This is a genomic window from Dactylosporangium aurantiacum (assembly GCF_000716715.1).
GTDB classification, from domain to species: Bacteria; Actinomycetota; Actinomycetes; order Mycobacteriales; family Micromonosporaceae; genus Dactylosporangium; species Dactylosporangium aurantiacum.
The window spans coordinates 54,984-71,292 of sequence record NZ_JNYJ01000045.1 but is presented as its reverse complement, the minus strand read 5'-3'; the positions used below and the strand labels follow the sequence as shown (position 1 = coordinate 71,292).

Here is a 16,309-nt window from a genome sequence, read left to right as displayed (position 1 = left end):
ATCCACCGGACGGAACTGCTTCGCCATACCCAATGATCGATCGAGTACCGCGAAAGCGGAACTATCCACACATACCGAAAACGCAACAGGCTCCCTGACAACAGCGATCCACCGCGTTACGGCAGCGCGGGGCGGCGGTGGAAGGCGGGCGCTGTCAGTCGTCGAACAGCAGCAGCGGGCGGCGCCGCCCAGCTCGGACGAGTGACGTACGCGCCGCGCCGGCCGCGGTGGGCAGCATCGTGATGATCGGCGGGTCCAGGTCGCGCAGGGCGGTCATGGTGGGTGACGGGTCGTCGGCCGCTGACGGGGGCAGCGCGAGGACGAGGTGGAAGCCGAGGTCGCGGGCCAGCGGCAGGAGCTCGGTCAGCGGCGCGAGCCGGTCGGGCGCGTCGGCGGACGTGATCAGCCAGATCTCGGGGCCGGTCCACCACGAACGGCGCCGTCGCTGGTCGGGGGTGACGTCGGGCCCCGGCAGCCTGGCCCGCAGCCGGTGAGCGGTGGCGAGCACGCGCGCGTCGGCGCCTGCGCCGTCGACGTCCGCGACGATGTCGACGTCGGTGACCACGGCCGCGGCCCAGGCGGCGATCCGCAGCAGCAGCGGCGACGCGTGGAGCGGGGCGCCGAGCAGCAGCAGGTGCGGGTCACGGGCGAAGTCCACCACGAAGTCGCTGTCGTCGTCCGCGAAGTCGCCGAGGCGCAGGCGCAGGTCCGGCTCCACCCGGGGCGCCGGTGGGCCGGTCCATGCCGCCGCCAGCTCGGCGACGTACGCGTGGTGGGCCGCCACGTACGCCCGGTGCGCCCGCTCGGGATCCGGCGCGACCGCAGCCCCGGCGGAGCCCGGCGCCGTGGCCCACGCGTCCAGCGACCTGACCGGCGCGGCGACCTGCAGCGCCAGCCCGTCGCCGGCCAGGCCGCGGCCGGGGGTACCGGTGGGGACGCGGCGGGCGTCCAGGACCGAGATCTTCGAGGTCGACGGGTCGGCCAGGCGCAGCTCCACGAACGTGCTGAACGCGGCGAGGTGCTCGGCGGTGAAGCGGCGCCAGCGGTCGTCCGTGGCCACGATGACGGCGCGGCCTTCGAAGAGCAGGCGGGGCAGGTCGGGGTGCTCGGCGGCGACCTGTGCCCAGCCGTCGACCACCAGCAGCACCGGCGGCTCCTGGAACAGCGGGCGGCGCAGCAGGAAGGCGAGCAGCCGGCGCACCGCCGGCGTGTCGTGCCGGTGGAAGACGCCGCCGACGTACGGCAGGGCGGCCACCGTGTTGAGGCCGCCGCCGATGCAGTACACGTGCCGCGGGGAAGCCTCGCGGGCGAGGGCGGTCACCAGGGTCTGCAGGGCGGTGGTGCGGCCGCTGCCGGGCCCGCCGACGATCGCGACGTGGCCGGACACGTCCACGAAGTACGGGGTCCGCAGCGGCACGTCGGGCACGTCGACCTCGCCGAGCGGCACACCGCCGGAGGTGGGCAACGCGCCGAGGGCGATCCGAGCCGGCAGCGGCGGCAGCCACACCTGCCGGACCCGGTCGCCGTGCCCGGCCATCCGGATGACGAGGAGGTGCACCGTGTCCGGTTCGGGCCAGGTCCGGAACCGGCGGGCGGTGCCGCCGCCGGCCCGCAGCGAGACGTGTCCCGGGTCGGAGTCGTCCAGGAGGAGCTCGTACGCCAGGCGCGTCGCCAGGGTGCCGGGCAGGCTGTCCAGCGGGCGCCGGCTCGCCAGCAGCAGGTGGATGCCGGGAGCTCCGGTGGCCGCCGCGAGCGTGTCGGCCAGCGCGGGAGCGGCGTCGAGCAGCTCGTCGAACCCGTCGACGACGATCAGCAGGTGCCGGTCGCGCGGCGGCTGGTCCCGCCGGCGCCGGGCCTCGGCGGCGACGACGTCCAGCAGACGGTCCGGCAGCGCGGGATCGGCGCCGAGGCCGGTGGCCAGGCCGGCCAGGTGCGGCAGCGCCTCGAGACCGCCGAACCCGCCGTCGTGCGGGTCCACGAGCAGCATGCTGAGCACGGTCGGGCTGTTGCGGGCGGCGAGGCCGAGCACGATCGACCGCAGCAGCGCCGACACCCCGGAGCCGGACGAGTCGATGACGATGCCGTGCCGCTGCGCGTGCAGGTCGAGCCGGACCGGTGCGCCGTCCGGGTCCACGCCGATCTCCGCGGTCAGGTCGCCGCCCGCCGCCCAGGCCTCCGTGGGGTGGAACGTCCACAGGTCGAAGACCGCCGAGGCCCGGTCGAGCCGTACCCGCACCGGCGGGCGGTCGTGCGACATCAGCTCGGCGGTGGCGTCCCCGCCGGGTTCCCGGAACACCACGAGTGTCGGGGTGCCCAGCGACGCCAGCCGGGTCAGCACCGCGGCGTCGGTCCGCGACGAGGTGAGCGTGACCACGTGCAGGCGCAGGTCCCGGGCGTACGGCAGGAACTCGACCAGGGGCGTCAGCAGGTCCAGGTTGCCGTCGGCGACCACCCACAGGTCGGCGCGGCGCGTGCGGAGCTCGAGCGACCGGCGCAGCTCCTCGGCGACGCGTCCGGCCGCTTCCGCGCCGACGACCTCGCCGGTGACGGTCCGGGAGATCGCCGCCCGGATCGCCGCGCGGTCCTCGGGCACCCCGCCGAAGACGAGCAGGTGCGGGTGCTCGGTGAAGTCGACGAAGCAGTCGCTGCCGTCGGTGTACGTGCCGAGCCTGACCCGTGGATACCCGCGGTTCGGGCCGGCTAGCTGGCGCAGGTACGCGTCGTGGTCGCCGCCGAGGTGGCCGACCGGCAGGGCGATCTGCAGCTGGAGCCCGTCGGCGACCAGGGCCCGGCCCGGCACGCCGTACCGCAGCCGGCGCGCCGCGGCGACCGAGATCCGCGACGTCGCCGGGTCGGCCAGGTGCAGCTCGATGAGCGTGCCGAACGCGGCGAGGTGCCCGTCGAACCGGCTCCATGCCTCGTCCGCGGCGACGATGACGGTCCGGCCGGCGGACACCAGGTCGGCCAGGGCCGGGTGGGCGCGCAGGACGGCGGACCAGCCGTCGACGACGAGCACCGCGTCGCCGGTCGTGGCCCGCGGCAGCGACGCGAGCAGGTCGGCGACGGCGTCATGGTCGTCGGCCGCGAAGACGTCGATCACCTCGGGCAGGTTGATCAGGCTGCCGAGCCCGCCGCCGACGCAGTACACGCTCACCGGCCGCGATAGGCGCGCCAGCGCCGTCACCACGGTCAGCAGCGCAGTGGTCCTGCCCGTGCCGCGCTCGCCGACGATCGCGAGGTGCCCCGAGTCGCCGGACAGGTCGACGGCGTACGTCCGGATCTGGTGTTCGCCGGGCACGTCCACATCGCCGATGGTGACCGCGGTGGCGGGCAGGTCACCGATCGCCAGCCGGGTCGGCAGCGGCGGCAGCCACAGCTCCCGCGCCCGGTCGCCGTGCCCGGCCGTCCGGGCGACCAGCAGCTCGAGCAGCGTCTGGCCGCGGTGGCCGTACGGGTCGAGGACGGCGTCCCACGACGGTGGCGGCGGCGGATAGGGCACCGACACCGGCGTGCCCCGGAACCGGCGCACGCTGTCGTCCGTCTTGGCCCACAGGTAGCCGTGCCCGGGGGAGGCGGGCAGGTGGAACGCCTCCGGGCCGCGCAGCACGACCCGCGACTCGGCCGCCGACGCGGTGCGCAGGGCGAGGCGGTAGGTCAGGTATGTGTCCAGGCCGCGCAGCCGGCCCTCCTCGACCCGCTGGCCGGCGAGCAGCAGGTGGATGCCGAGCGAACGGCCGACCCGCCCGACCATGACGAGCAGCTCGATGACGGACGGGTCGGCGGTGAGCAGCTCGCCGAACTCGTCCACGACGATGAGCAGCGCCGGATGGCGCCGCGCCGACTGCTCCTGCCGGCGGCGGATCTCGCCCAGCACGACCTCGCCGAGCCGGTCGAGCAGCGCCCCGTCGTCGGCGAGCTCGATGGCCATGCCGGCGACGTGCGGCAGGGACTCCAGGCCGGCGAACGTGTCCCGGCCGAGGAAGGTGACGGGCAGGACGTTGAGCGCGGTCGGGCTGTGCGTGACGGCGAGGCCGAGGATGATCGCGCGCACCAGCTCCGACTTGCCCGCGCCGGTCGCGCCGACGAGCAGTCCGTGGGGGCCGGCGCCGCCGCGGCTGGAGTCGTTCAGGTCGAGCACGACCGGGCGGCCGTCCGGGTCACTGCCGATCGGCACGGTGAGGGTCGGCGCGGCCCAGTGGCTGGCCGGGTCGAACGTCAGCGGGTCGATGCCGTGCAGGGACGGGAACGGCACCGCCTCGTAGCTGTCGGCGGTCTCCGCCACGAGCGGCCGCGGCGGTGGCGGCGGCACCAGCCGGCGCACGGTGTCCAGGACGGCCTGCGCCAGCCGCCGGGTCGGCGGGTCCCCGTCGCGGCCGGCGTACTCCAGCGAGACGGCGATCGCGCGCACGTCGGCGCCCGGCAGCAGGGCGAGGTCGCCGAGATCGGCCACCGCCCGCAGGCGCGCCTCGCCGTCTCCAGCGTAGGCGTTGTCGACCGCGGCGCGGACCTGCTGGTCCAGCGTGGGGCGCGGGCGCAGCCGCCCGGACATGGCGACGAACCACTCGCGGGTCAGCGCCGGCCCGCCGGCGGCGGCGCGGTTCGCGGCCAGCCAGTCCGCGGCCCGCGCCGGATCGACGAGGTTCAGGGCGGTGAGCCGCTGGGCGTGCTCCAGCTCCGGCTGGGCATGCCACGTCTGGTGCTGGTCGGTGTACTGCTCCAGCAGCACCGCGACCCGCGCCGGCCGTTCGGGACCGAACCGGGCGACGAGGGCGGCGAGCAGGGCGTCGCGCAGCGCCGGGTCGATCTCGTACAGGTCCTCGCCGACCTCGCGGAACAGCGGCGACAGCAGCACCGCCGCCTCCGCCTCGAACGGCAGCACGACCGGCGGGTCGAGGAAGAAGTTGACCCGCAGCAGGTGCAGCAGGCCGGCGTCGACCGCTACCGGGACGGCCGCGTGGCAGGCCAGCTCCAACGCGCCCGCGGGCAGCCGGTCCCGGGCGGCGGCGAGGGCGGCCGCCACCGGGGACGAGCGCAACCAGGTCACAGCGGCCTCGCCACCGGGAACGGCCGGCCGCGCAGCACGTCGACCGCCTGGTACATGCCGGCACGGGTCAGCGGGAACATCGGCAGGTGCCGGGCGACCTGCTCCGCGGTGCTGCGCCGCCACCGCGTCGGCGGCACCGGGTTGAGCCAGGTGACGGCGCCGGCCGCGCGGCGCAGCGCCTTGCCGAACGCGACGGTGTCCAGCAGCCGGGCCGGGCTGTGGCCGCCGCGGGCCGCGCCGGCGTCGCTGATGACCGCGGCGCCGGTCGACGCGGTCACCGCGGCCAGCACGTCGCGCAGCGGCACCGGCGAGGTCAGCGCGGCGTCGTGGTACAGGGTGCCGTCGTCCAGCGGCTCGACGTCGGGCAGGACCGCGTCGACGGCCGGGTCGAACGGGTCCGGCAGCCGGTCCAGCAGCGCGGCGTCGGCCGCCCCGACGGTGTTGTGGAAGTAGGCGACGGTGAGCGCGCTGAGCCGCCCGGCCCGCCGGACCGCGTGCTCGACGTGCTCGACGTACCGGTGGAACGGCGCCATCGACCCCTGCCGGTCCACCAGCAGCAGCAGCCGCGTGGTGTTGCGGCGGGCCGGGACGAGCACCGGCGGCACCCGCACGCCGAGCCACGCCGAGCGGCGCAGGGTCTCCTCGACGTCCAGCTCGACCGGCGGCCCGTGCCGGGTCGGGCGGCGCAGCCCCCGCCACACCTGGACGATCTCGCGTTCGGTCAGCGGGTACTGCGGCGTGAGCACCAGCGTGGTGTCGACGCGTCCGGTGCCGGGCGGCGCCGCCGGCAGCCCCCGGCCGGGCGCGGCGGCCGGCGGCCGGACGGGCTCGGGGTCGGCCGCCGCGGGCGCCGGGCCGTCCGCGACCGGCGGCACGGGTCCGGCAGGTCCGGCCGGGTCACTCGGGGCGGCCGGCGGCCGTGCCGGCGCCGCGGCCAGTGTCCACTGGGGAGCGTCGACCCGGGCGAACGCGGCCCGGACCGTGTCGGCCTCCGCGGCGGTCTTCGCCCACAGCGTCACGCACAGCTCCGCCAGCGCGTCGCCGGACGTCCAGCCGAACCCGGCGGCGAGGGCCCGGCGCAGCGCGTCGCAGTCGTCGACGCCGAGCGGCAGCCCACGGCGGCGCAGCTGGTCGATGACCGCGTACACGAACGGCGGCACCGGCTCAGCGCTCCAGCCGCAGCGCGTCGGCGTGCTGCTTGATGAGCACCCCCGCGTACGGCAGCCGCCCGTCGCCGGGCCGCACACCGGTGGCCTGCAGGTAGCTGACCCAGTCCAGCAGCTCGCTGAGGCCCGGCTTCTTCGCCAGGTCCATGCCCCGCAGCCGGTGCAGCGTCCCGATCGCCTCTTCGCGCAGCTGGACGTCGCCGATGCCGTGCAGGGCGAGGATCGCGTCGAGCTCCGCCGTGGTGGCCGGGAACCGCACGTGGTGGAACACGCAGCGGCGCAGGAACGCCGCCGGCAGCGCCTTCTCCTCGTTGTTCGTCACCACGATCACCGGCCGCAGGTCGGGCCGGTCCACCGGCACCGCGTGCCGCACGCCGGGCACCTCGGCCACGTCGAACGCCAGCTGGTCCAGCTCCCGCAGCAGGTCGTTGGGGAAGTCGATGTCGGCCTTGTCGATCTCGTCGATGAGCACCATCGAGCGGCGGCCGTGCCCGGCCCGCACGATCGCCCGGCCGAGCGGGCCGAGCCGCACGTAGTCGCCGTCGCCCGGGGCCGGCCGGCCGAAGCGCCCGGCACCGCGGCCGGTCTGCGTGTCGTACAGGCGGCGGACCGCGTCGTACGTGTACAGCAGGTCCTGGCCGCGGCTGGTCGACTTGACGTACGCCTCCTCCAGCGGCAGCCCCAGCGCGTAGGACACGGCGTGCGCCAGGCGGGTCTTGCCGGCGCCCGGGTCGCCCTGCAGCAGCAGCGGGCGGCCGAGCGCGATCGCGACGTTGACCGCCTCCTCCAGCTCCACGGAGGCGAGGTACGGCTCCCGGGTCCGCTCCTGGGTGCGCGGCCGGTCCGGCGCGGGCGGCTCGCCGGCGACCTCGATCTCGCGCCGGTCCGGCAGCTGCGCGAGCCGGTCGTACCGCAGCGACGTGTCGACGCTGTGACGGGTGAGCATCAGGCCTCCAGGTCCTCGAGGTAGCCGCGCAGCTCGTCCGGCTGGTGCCGGACACGGTCGATGCAGTCGGCGAGCTCCTCGTACGTGTACCGCACGTCGAGCTCCTCGCCGACGCGACCGACGATGTGCGTCGTCCACGCCGCCGCGAGGGGGCGCGGCCAGCGCTTCGACACCGTCACGTGCGCCGCCCACCGCTCCACGTCGCGGCGCGCGAACCGCGGCCGGGGCAGCGCCGTCACCCCGTCCGGGAACCCGCCCGCCGGCACCCCCAGCAGGAACAGCATGCACCAGCGCTTCGGCCGCCCGTACGCCTCCCGGACCCGGCGCACCAGCTCGGCGACGTCGGCGGCGGGCGCGCCCCGCACCGCCACCGGGCAGATCACGTTGCGTGCCTCGAGCACCCCGGTGTACCGGGTCACCGCCCGCACCGCCGTGTCGACGGAGTGCAGCTCGGCGCTCAGGTCCAGCCAGTGCTGCCGGGCCGTCTCACCCACGTACTGGCGCAGCCACGCGCACAGGTTCTCCACCACGGCCTGCTCGCCGGCGTCGACACCGAAGACCAGGAACCGCCCGCCGGCGGCCGCCACCGCCTCCAGGATCGCCGTCTTGAGCTGGTCCAGGTCGAAGTACGCGGTGTCCAGCAGCTGGTGCACGGGCAGCACCTGGTCGCCCCGGTCGGCCCGGCCGACCGCGACGCCGAGCCGGAAGCGCCGCACCACCTGGGCGACGGGCACCGCGTACAGCACGTTCGCCGCGGCGCGCCGGCCATCGCCCGCGGCGACCCGCTCCGGCACCTGCTCGACCAGCACCCCGACGACCGCGCCGTCGACGGTGACCGCGCTGCCGGAGTACCCGCGGTAGTCGCGCAGCGCCTGCGCCACGTGCAGCTGCAGCACCGTCATCTCGTGCCCGCCCTGGTTGACGACCAGGTGGTCGGTCGCGGTCACCGTCCCGGTGAGCTGCGCGTCGTGGTCGCGGGGGCGGGCCGTCACCCGCCACTCGGCGCGCAGCACCGCGTGCGTCAAGGCCGGCACGATCGCCAGCGACTCCGCGACCCGCAGCGTCGCCACGTCGATCGCCGGGTCCGCGTGGACGGCCTCGACCGCCAGCCGTACCCCGGCCGCCGTGACGAACTCCAGCTCCTGCGGCCCGCGGTGCCGCACCACGTGCGCCGCCGTCGCGACGATCCGGTCCGTCAGGCAGAACCCGCTACCCAGGTCCGCCGCCCCGGCGACGATCCGCCCGTCGATCATCAGCCCTGACCGGCCGGGCCGCCCTGGTCGCCCGGGCCGCTCGGGTCCACCGTCTGGTGCGCCGCCCGCCGCAGCGTGACGGTCACCTCGAACGTCGCCCCGGTGGTCGCCCGCGACACCACCACGCCGGCCTCGGCGGTGAGCGTGACCCCGAACTTCGCCTGCAGCTCGGCGACCTCCCACCCCGACAGGTCCGGCGTCACGTTCGCCGCGACGGCCCGCACCCCGGCCACGACCGCCGCCTGCACGTCCGACAGCCGGTCCCGCAGCCGCTCCACGGCCCCGTCGCCCCACGAGATCTCCCGCCCCCCGGCGACGTCGACCACCTGCACCACAACCGAATCCGCCACCGCCGCCTCACTCATGGCGACACCGTACCGTCCTGTGCATCCACTCACTATCCGCGCGGCCATGACGGACCCGCGGCAGCACACCAACCTGCTGTCCTGGGACCGTGCCGTCGCCATCACGGCCGAGCTGACCCACACCGCAGACGCGGAGGTGGTCCTGGCCGACCGGGAGATCGCCACCGGCATCTTCGCGCAGAGCCGGCCCGGTGAGACGTACAACTTCATCCACCAGACCATCTGCGAGTACCTCGCGGCGTTCTGCGCCGCCCAGGTCGACCCCGACGGCTGGGACCGGCTGATGGCCACGCAACGCACGTTGGCAGCGTCCCCGGACCCCGCCGGCCGGACCAGGCTCATGGAGGTGATCCCGTTCGCGGTGGCGCTGCTGCCGACCGCCCGCCGCCGCGCTGCCCTCGCCGACGTGCTGGAACTGGCCGACATGGAGCTCTATGGCCGCTGCGTGCCGCAGAGCCAGGTGTACGACCCGGTCGGCTGGTCTCGGTACGTCCGGCAGGAGCACGCCTTCCTCACCACGGGCGAGACGTTCGGCGGTCCGTGGCTGTCCCGGCTGCGGCTGGTCCAGATGTTCGTGGCGTACGCCGAGGAGGACCCGATCGGTGCGGTCCGGCTCGCCGAGGCCTGTCACGGAGCGTTCATCACCTGGCTGGTGCGGCGAATGGTAAATCTGACCGCGCCCCGCCTCGCGTTGGTCCGGATCGCTGCGGTACTGGAGTACGCGGATATGCTGCCTTCCTCCCTGAGCGCACGACGTGAGGCGGAAGACTTCGAAGCCGATGCCCCGAGACCCGCGGTCACGGGGTGACGGTGCCGCCGTCGCGGATGGTCTCGGCGTCGCCGGGGCGGCCCAGGCGGTCGTAGGTCTTCGCGAGGCTGTCGCGGCACTTCAGGGTGCTCGGGTGGGCGGCGCCGAGGGTGCGGGTGAACCGGCGCAGCGTGTCGGTCAGCAGCTGGGCCGACTCCGCGGGGCGGCCGGCCTCGCGGTAGCACACGCCCAGGTTGTGGCCGCTCTGCAGGGTGTCGGGGTGGTCCGGGCCGTGGACCCGGCGGCGCAGGGTCAGGTTCGTCTCGTGCAGCGGGACGGCCCGGGCGTGACCGTGGACCTCGCTGGTGTTCACCGCCACGTTGTTGCGGATCGTCAGGGTGGACGGGTGTTCCCGGCCGAGGGACTGCTCGGCCATGGCCAGCGCCCGGGTGTTGATCGTGAGGGCGTCGCGGTGGTTGCCGAGCGCCCCGTAGGAGGCGCCGAGGTTGACCACGGTGTTGAGGATGTCGGGGTGGTGGCGGCCGAGGACCCGTTCCTTCGTCGTGAGCAGATCCCGGTGGATGCGGGCCGCCTCGGCCGGCGAGCCGAGGTCCGTCAGGATCATCGCCAGGTTGTTGCGGGCGGCGAGGGTGTCCTGGTGCTCGCGGCCCAGCACCCGCTCGGACGCCTCGACCGCCTCGCGCTGGATGGCGAGCGCGTCGTCGAGCCGGCCCATGCCCCACAGCACGATCGCCAGGTAGCTGATCCGGGCGATGGTGTCGATGTGGTCGGGGCCGAGCACCCGCCGCGACGCGGCGAGGGTCCGCTCCAGCAGCGCCGCCGCCTCGGGGTAGCGGCCCTGCTGGTACAGGGCGATGCCGCGGTCGCTGTCCCGATACAGGCTGTCCGCGGTCGGCTGGTCGACCATTGCGTGCCCCCGTGTCCCCCGACGGTCCGTCATATCGAGCATAGCGGATACGTCAGGATACGGGCTGCGGACCGGCGGGGGAGGCGGCGACGATGGCGGCAGGTGTACCGGGCACCGTCATGGTGTGGCAGGACGGTGAGCGGGAGCGGTGGTGGTCGCGGGCCGCGGCGCTGGAGCACGGCCGTGAGCAGCCCGACTGGGTCACCGCGGTGACCGGCGCCGACCACCTGTCCGACCTGACGCAGGCGCAGCTGACCTGGCTCGTCGCCCGCGGGCCGGAGCCGTCGGCGCGGGCGCTGCTGGGCAAGTCGCTGGTGCTGCTGCGGCACCGGGCGCGCCTCGACGTCGACCGGGTCGCGGTCGCCCGGTTCGAGCTCGACGCGCTGCCCCTCGCGCTGCGCGACGCGGGGGAGGACGCCGACCGGCTCGGACTGCTGCTGCTGCCGTTCCGGGGGCCGGAGCCCGCCGTGCTGGTCGCCGGATGGCTGCGGCATCTCGGGTCGGCCCGGTTGTGGGCCAGGCTGTGGCTGCACCGGCACGCCGAGACCGCCGCGCTGGCCCTCGCGCCGGCCGCGGCCGGGCGACCCGGCCGGGCGCGCCAGCAGGCGGAGGACGCGCTGCGGTTCCTGACCGCGACCGGGCACGCCGAGACTGTGGCGCGGGCCACCCGCCGGCACGGTGTCGACGTGCCCCTGTGGGGGCCGCCGCCGGCCCGCGGCGGCAGGACACCGGCGTGGGCCCGGCCCGGGGCGCTGCCGCAGCTCACGCTGGCGGACGGCGGCACGATGCCGCCCGACGACGTGGCGCGGCTCGTCGGGTCGCTCACCTGGTCGCGGCTGGACGCGCCACCCGAGCCGCCGCCCGGCGACCCGGCACCGCCGGACGGCGGCATGCCGGTGACCGTGGAGTCGTCGGCGGCCGCGCAGCCGTTCGTCGAGCCGCCGGCACCGGAGGCGGAGAAGCTCATCGCCGCCTGCGACCCCGCCGGCCTGGCCCGGCTCGGGCGGGCGCTGCTGGAGGGCTGGCTGGCCGACGGCATGCCGGCCGGGCACGCGTGGGCGGTGCTGGCGCAGGCGCACGTCGGTGACGACGCCACGATGGACGTGCTCGCCCCGCTGGTCCGGTCGTGGCCCGCCCGCAGCCGGTGGGCGCGGGCCATCGACGGGCTCGCCGTGCTGGCCACGGCCGGCACCGACGCGGCGCTGCGGCACCTGCTGTCCATCGAGGAGGGCATGTCGGGCGGGCCGACGAACGAACGGGCCGCCGTCTACCTCACCCAGGCCGCCGGGCGCCGCGGGCTGACCGTGACGCAGCTGGCGGACCGGCTCGCCCCGACGCTCGGCCTCGACCGGGGCATCACCCTCGACTACGGGCCGCGGACCTTCGCCGTGATCGCCGACGAGCACCTCACCGCGCACGTCGTCGATGCCACCGGGCGGCGGCTGGCCCGCCCGCCGAAGCCCGGCGCGAAGGACACGAACCCGGCGGCGTACGACACGTTCGCCACGTTCAGGAAGAACCTGCGGGCGGCCGCGGCGGCCCAGGTCGCGCGCCTGCACCGGGACATGCTCGCCCGCCGGCTCCGCCCGGCGCGGGACCTGGCGGCGGTCGTGCTGCCGCACCCGATCCTCGGGCCGCTCGCCCGGCGGCTGCTGTGGGGCGAGTACGGCCCCGGCGCCCGGCTGGTCCGGGCGCTGCGCATCGCCGAGGACGGCACGTTCGCCGACGTCGAGGACGGCACCGCGACGGTCGACCCGGACGCGCCGCTCGGCGTCGTGCACCCGGCCGAGCTGGGCACCGACCTGCCCCGCTGGACCCGGCTGTTCACCGACTACGAGATCCTGCCGCCGCTGCCCCAACTGCACCGTCCCGTCGTGGTCCTGACCGGGGCCGAGCGGGCCGCGACCAGCCTGGCCGGTCCCGGGCCGGTGCCGGCGGAGCACGTGCTGGGGCTGCTGCGCCGCGGCTGGCAGGGCAACGGGCACGACACGGCACAGCGCCTGCACACCCAGCTGTGGCACCGGCTGCCCGGCGGGCTCGCGCTGGTGGCCGAGATGGAACCGGGCATCACCACCTGGTCCGCCACCGGCGGCCCGCCGCAGCGCGTCACCGAGCTGTGGGTCGACGACGCCTGGTCCGACCACCTGCGGCGCACGCGGCACGTCCCGTTCGGCGACTGCGACCCGGCGGCCTTGTCGGAGGTGCTGGTCGAGCTGCGCGCGGCCGGCGACTGAGGGCCGTCCGCCCCGGCGACGCGCCGGGGCATGGTGGGCGGTGACCGCCAAGACACCGCCCACCATGCCGGTCCGTGCCGGCGCTACGAGTCCTGCGCCTTGCCGGTGGTGACCCGGGCCAGGATCAGCGCGACGAGGATGATCAGGCCGTACACCGCCTGGATCCACTGGGCGGAGACACCCGCCAGGGTCAGGATGTTGTTGATCAGGCCGAGGACCAGCACGCCGCACAGCGCCCCGAACAGGGTGCCCTTGCCGCCGTCCATGCTGACGCCGCCGATGACGGCCGCGGCGAACACGGTGAAGATCATGCCCTGGCCCTGGGCGGCGGCGACGGAGCCGAGCCGGCCGGTCATCAGCAGGCCCGCCAGGGCGGCGAGGACCCCGCCGACCATGAAGACGATCCAGATGACCCGGTCGCTGCGGATGCCGGCGGCGCGGGCCGCGTCGACGTTGCCGCCGATGGCGTAGACCGCGCGGCCGTGGCGGAACCAGCCGAGCGCCGCGATGCCGAGGGCGAACAGCAGGCCGCACAGCCAGATCGACAGCGGCAGCCCGAGCCACGTGGCGTTGCCGAGGTACAGCACCGACGGCGGCAGCTCGAACAGGTTCTGCCCGCCGGTGATGCCGATCTGCAGGCCCCGCAGCACGATGAGCATGCCGAGCGTCACGATGAACGCCGACAGCCCGAACCGCAGGATCAGCAGGCCGTTGAGCGCGCCGACGAGCAGCCCGACCAGCAGGATGATCGGCACCGCCAGGGCCGAGGGCCACGACGTGCCGAGGCCGTTGCTGGCGGCGGGGATGACCAGCGCGACGCCCAGCGCCGGGGCGAGCCCGACGGTCGACTCCAGTGACAGGTCGAACCGGCCGCCGATCAGGATGACCGTCTCGGCGAGGACCAGCAGCGACAGCTCGGTCTGCTGCTGCAGGACGTTGACGATGTTGGCGCTGGACAGGAACACCGGGTCGACGACGGCGCCGACGACGAGCAGCACGACGATCGCCGGGACGAGGGTCAGGTCCCGCATCCTGGCCAGGCGGATCCCGGACAGCCGGGCCGGGACTGTGGTCATTGGGAGACTCCTTCGACGGCGGCGACCACCTCGGTGTCGCTCCACCCTGCGGGCAGGGCCGCGACGACGCGGCCGTGGAACATGACGAGGACCCGGTCGCAGTGGCGCAGGTCGTCGAGCTCGTCGGAGACCATCAGCACCGCGGTGCCGTCGCCGGCGGCGGTGCGCACCGCGCCGAGCAGGGACTCCTTGGAACGCACGTCGACCCCGGCGGTCGGGTTGATCAGGACGAGCACCGACGGCGACGCGCTCAGGGCGCGGGCGAGCACGACCTTCTGCGCGTTGCCGCCGGACAGGCTGCTCACCGGCGCCGACGGCCCCGACGTGCGGATGTCGTACCGGTCGATGAACGCCCGCGCGGTCGCGGTCCGCCGGCCCGGGGAGACGTACCCGAGCGGGCCGAACGACGCGGCGATCGGCAGGGTGGCGTTCTCGGCCACCGACAGCAGCGGGACGAGCCCTTCGCGGTGCCGGTCCTGCGGCACCAGGCCGATCCCCGCGGCGAGCGCGGCCGGCACGCTGCCCGGCGGCACCGGCCTGCCGGCCACCGTGACCGTCCCGGCGGTGGCCCGCCGCAGCCCGCCGACCGTCTCGGCCAGGGCGACCTTGCCGCTGCTGCCGGAGCCGGTGACCCCGACGATCTCGCCGGCGCGCACGTCGACGTCGATCGAGGTGTACGAGTCCCGCAGCGTCAACCCGGACAGCCGCAGCGCGACCGGGGTGCCCGCGGCGACCGGTGGCCGCGGCTCGACGGCGGTGAGGCCCACCGCCTCGCCCGTCATCGCGGCGACCAGCGCGTCGTGGTCGACGTCGGCGACCGGCGCGGTCAGCACGTGCCGCGCGTCGCGCAGCACGGTCACCGTGTCGCAGACCGCGTACACCTCCTGCAGGTGGTGCGAGATGAACAGCATCGTCACCCCGGTCGCGGACAGCGCCCGCAGCCGGCCGAAGAGCCGGTCGATCGCGGTCGCGTCGAGCCGGGCGGTCGGCTCGTCGAGGATGATGAAGCGGGCGCCCTGCGACAGCGCCCGCGCGATCTCCACCAGCTGCCGCTGCTCGACGCCGAGGTCACCGGCGCGGGCCGCCGGGTCGACGTCGACGGCGTACTCCTCCAGCAGCCGCGCCGCCCGCCGGCGCAGCGCGCCCCAGCGCACCAGGTCGCCCTGGCGGTTGAGGAACAGGTTCTCCGCCACCGACAGGTCCGGGATGATGGTGGACCGCTGGAACACACACGCGACGCGGCTGCGCCACGCGGCCCGGTCCGACACCGGCGGCGCCGGGCGGCCGTCGAAGGCCACCGCGCCGGAGTCCGGGCCCTGCAACCCGGTCAGCAGCGACACCAGCGTCGACTTGCCGGCGCCGTTGCGGCCCACGAGGGCGTGGGTGCTGCCGGGCGCGATCGCCAGCGACACGTCGTGCAGCGCCGTGGTGGCGCCGAAGCGTTTGCTCGTGTGGACGGCCTCCACCGCCGGGGCGGTGGAGGCGCCGGTCGCGTCGGTCATCACTTGCCGATCTGGTTGCCCCACAACGTCGAGTCGTCGACGTTGTCCTTGGTGACGAGCGGGGCGGGCAGCTGGTCCTCGAGGAGCCCGTCGCGGACCTGGACGATGGTGCTGCCGTGGTCGGTCTTGCCGGGCTGGAACGTCCTGCCGTCCACCGCGGCCTTGGCGTAGAACAGCGCGTACTTGGCGTACAAATCGGCCGGCTGCGACACGGTGGCGTCGATCTCGCCCTTGCGGATCGCGTCGAACTCCTGCGGGATGCCGTCGTTGGACACGACGAAGATGTGCTTCGGGTCGCTCGGCGGGACCAGCAGGTTCTTGGTGCGCAGCAGCTGCAGCGTCGGGGCCAGGAACACGCCGCCGGCCTGCATGTAGATGCCGTTGATGTCGGGGTGCTGGGCGAGGCGGGTCTGCAGCGCGGCCGAGGCCTTGGCACCCTCCCAGTCCGTCGGCTCGGCGAAGACGGTGATGCCGGGGAACTTGCTGCTCATGCACTCGGCGAAGGCCTCGGAGCGGTCCCGGCCGTTCACGCTGGACAGGGCGCCCTGGAACTCGATCACCTTGCCCTTGCCGCCGAGCTTCGCGCCGAGGAACTCGCACGCCTTCTGCCCGTACGCGCGGTTGTCGGCGCGGACCACCATGTACACGTTGCCCTTGTCTGGGCGGGTGTCGACGGCGACGACGGGGATCTTCCTCTGCTCCAGCTGCGCCAGCGTGGTCGCGATCGCGCCGGTGTCCTGCGGCGCCATCACGATCGCCTTCGCGCCCTGGCTGGTCAGCGCCTGCGTGTTCGCCACCAGCTTCGCGATGTCGTTCTGCGAGTTCGTCGGCGTCATCAGGTTCAGCCCGCTGTCCTTGGCGAACCGCGGGATGTACTTCGCGTAGGAGTTCCAGAAGTCGGAGTCGGCGCGGGGCAGGTCGACCGCGATCGGGGCACCCTGCGCGCCGCCGGACGCGGCGGTGCCCGGGGCGGTGCCGGAGTCGCAGGCGGCGAGGGACACGACCAGGGCGGTGGCCAGCAGGGCCGGTCGTAACAGGTTCATGGCG

At 75.2% G+C, this 16,309-nt stretch carries 11 protein-coding genes; 2 read left to right on the top strand and 9 right to left on the bottom strand.

Annotated elements, in window-relative coordinates:
* Nucleotides 1-154 precede the first annotated feature (154 nt).
* Genes OP18_RS39360 through OP18_RS39340 form a run of 5 tightly spaced genes read right to left on the bottom strand, consistent with a single transcriptional unit; the run spans nucleotide 155 to nucleotide 8,774 of the window.
* Nucleotides 155-5,044 carry an FtsK/SpoIIIE domain-containing protein gene (locus OP18_RS39360; protein ID WP_156090109.1) on the bottom strand — a complete coding sequence of 1,630 codons (4,890 nt, stop codon included), beginning with the start codon at nucleotides 5,042-5,044 and terminating at the stop codon, nucleotides 155-157.
* Entirely contained in the window at nucleotides 5,041-6,204 is a 1,164-nt protein-coding gene (locus OP18_RS39355) for a VWA domain-containing protein (protein ID WP_033364278.1), read from the bottom strand. Before OP18_RS39355 ends, OP18_RS39360 begins: the two co-directional genes overlap by 4 nt.
* Before the next feature lie 4 nt (nucleotides 6,205-6,208).
* Entirely contained in the window at nucleotides 6,209-7,156 is a 948-nt protein-coding gene (locus OP18_RS39350) for an AAA family ATPase (RefSeq protein WP_033364277.1), read from the bottom strand.
* On the bottom strand, nucleotides 7,156-8,409 hold the full coding sequence (locus tag OP18_RS39345) for a S1 family peptidase (protein WP_033364276.1): 1,254 nt from the start codon (nucleotides 8,407-8,409) through the stop codon (nucleotides 7,156-7,158). Before OP18_RS39345 ends, OP18_RS39350 begins: the two co-directional genes overlap by 1 nt.
* Nucleotides 8,409-8,774, bottom strand: a complete 366-nt coding sequence (locus tag OP18_RS39340) for a CU044_2847 family protein (protein ID WP_063745712.1) — start codon at nucleotides 8,772-8,774, stop codon at nucleotides 8,409-8,411. The genes OP18_RS39345 and OP18_RS39340 overlap by 1 nt, the downstream gene beginning before the upstream one ends.
* Nucleotides 8,775-8,820: 46 nt before the next feature.
* Between OP18_RS39340 and OP18_RS39335 the strand changes: the two genes are divergently transcribed.
* Nucleotides 8,821-9,582, top strand: a complete 762-nt coding sequence (locus OP18_RS39335) for an NACHT domain-containing protein (RefSeq protein ID WP_033364275.1) — start codon at nucleotides 8,821-8,823, stop codon at nucleotides 9,580-9,582.
* Here the strand turns inward: OP18_RS39335 and OP18_RS39330 are convergent.
* Nucleotides 9,572-10,450 carry a tetratricopeptide repeat protein gene (locus OP18_RS39330; protein WP_052387997.1) on the bottom strand — a complete coding sequence of 293 codons (879 nt, stop codon included), beginning with the start codon at nucleotides 10,448-10,450 and terminating at the stop codon, nucleotides 9,572-9,574. The genes OP18_RS39335 and OP18_RS39330 overlap by 11 nt on opposite strands.
* Before the next feature lie 92 nt (nucleotides 10,451-10,542).
* On the opposite strand from OP18_RS39330, the gene OP18_RS39325 reads away from it, so the two are divergent.
* Nucleotides 10,543-12,684: a DUF4132 domain-containing protein gene (locus OP18_RS39325; RefSeq protein WP_156090108.1), complete on the top strand. Its 2,142-nt coding sequence runs from the start codon at nucleotides 10,543-10,545 to the stop codon at nucleotides 12,682-12,684.
* A gap of 83 nt (nucleotides 12,685-12,767) precedes the next feature.
* Here OP18_RS39325 and OP18_RS39320 read toward each other — a convergent pair whose 3' ends face one another.
* The 3 genes from OP18_RS39320 to OP18_RS39310 are packed head-to-tail and all read right to left on the bottom strand — an operon-like array spanning nucleotide 12,768 to nucleotide 16,305.
* Nucleotides 12,768-13,760 (bottom strand): ABC transporter permease, encoded by a 993-nt coding sequence (locus OP18_RS39320; protein ID WP_033364274.1) that lies wholly within the window; start codon nucleotides 13,758-13,760, stop codon nucleotides 12,768-12,770.
* Nucleotides 13,757-15,262: a sugar ABC transporter ATP-binding protein gene (locus OP18_RS39315; protein WP_033364273.1), complete on the bottom strand. Its 1,506-nt coding sequence runs from the start codon at nucleotides 15,260-15,262 to the stop codon at nucleotides 13,757-13,759. The genes OP18_RS39320 and OP18_RS39315 overlap by 4 nt, the downstream gene beginning before the upstream one ends.
* A complete protein-coding gene (locus OP18_RS39310) occupies nucleotides 15,262-16,305 on the bottom strand; it encodes a sugar ABC transporter substrate-binding protein (protein ID WP_033364272.1) in 1,044 nt (347 codons plus the stop codon). The genes OP18_RS39315 and OP18_RS39310 overlap by 1 nt, the downstream gene beginning before the upstream one ends.
* Nucleotides 16,306-16,309 lie beyond the last annotated feature (4 nt).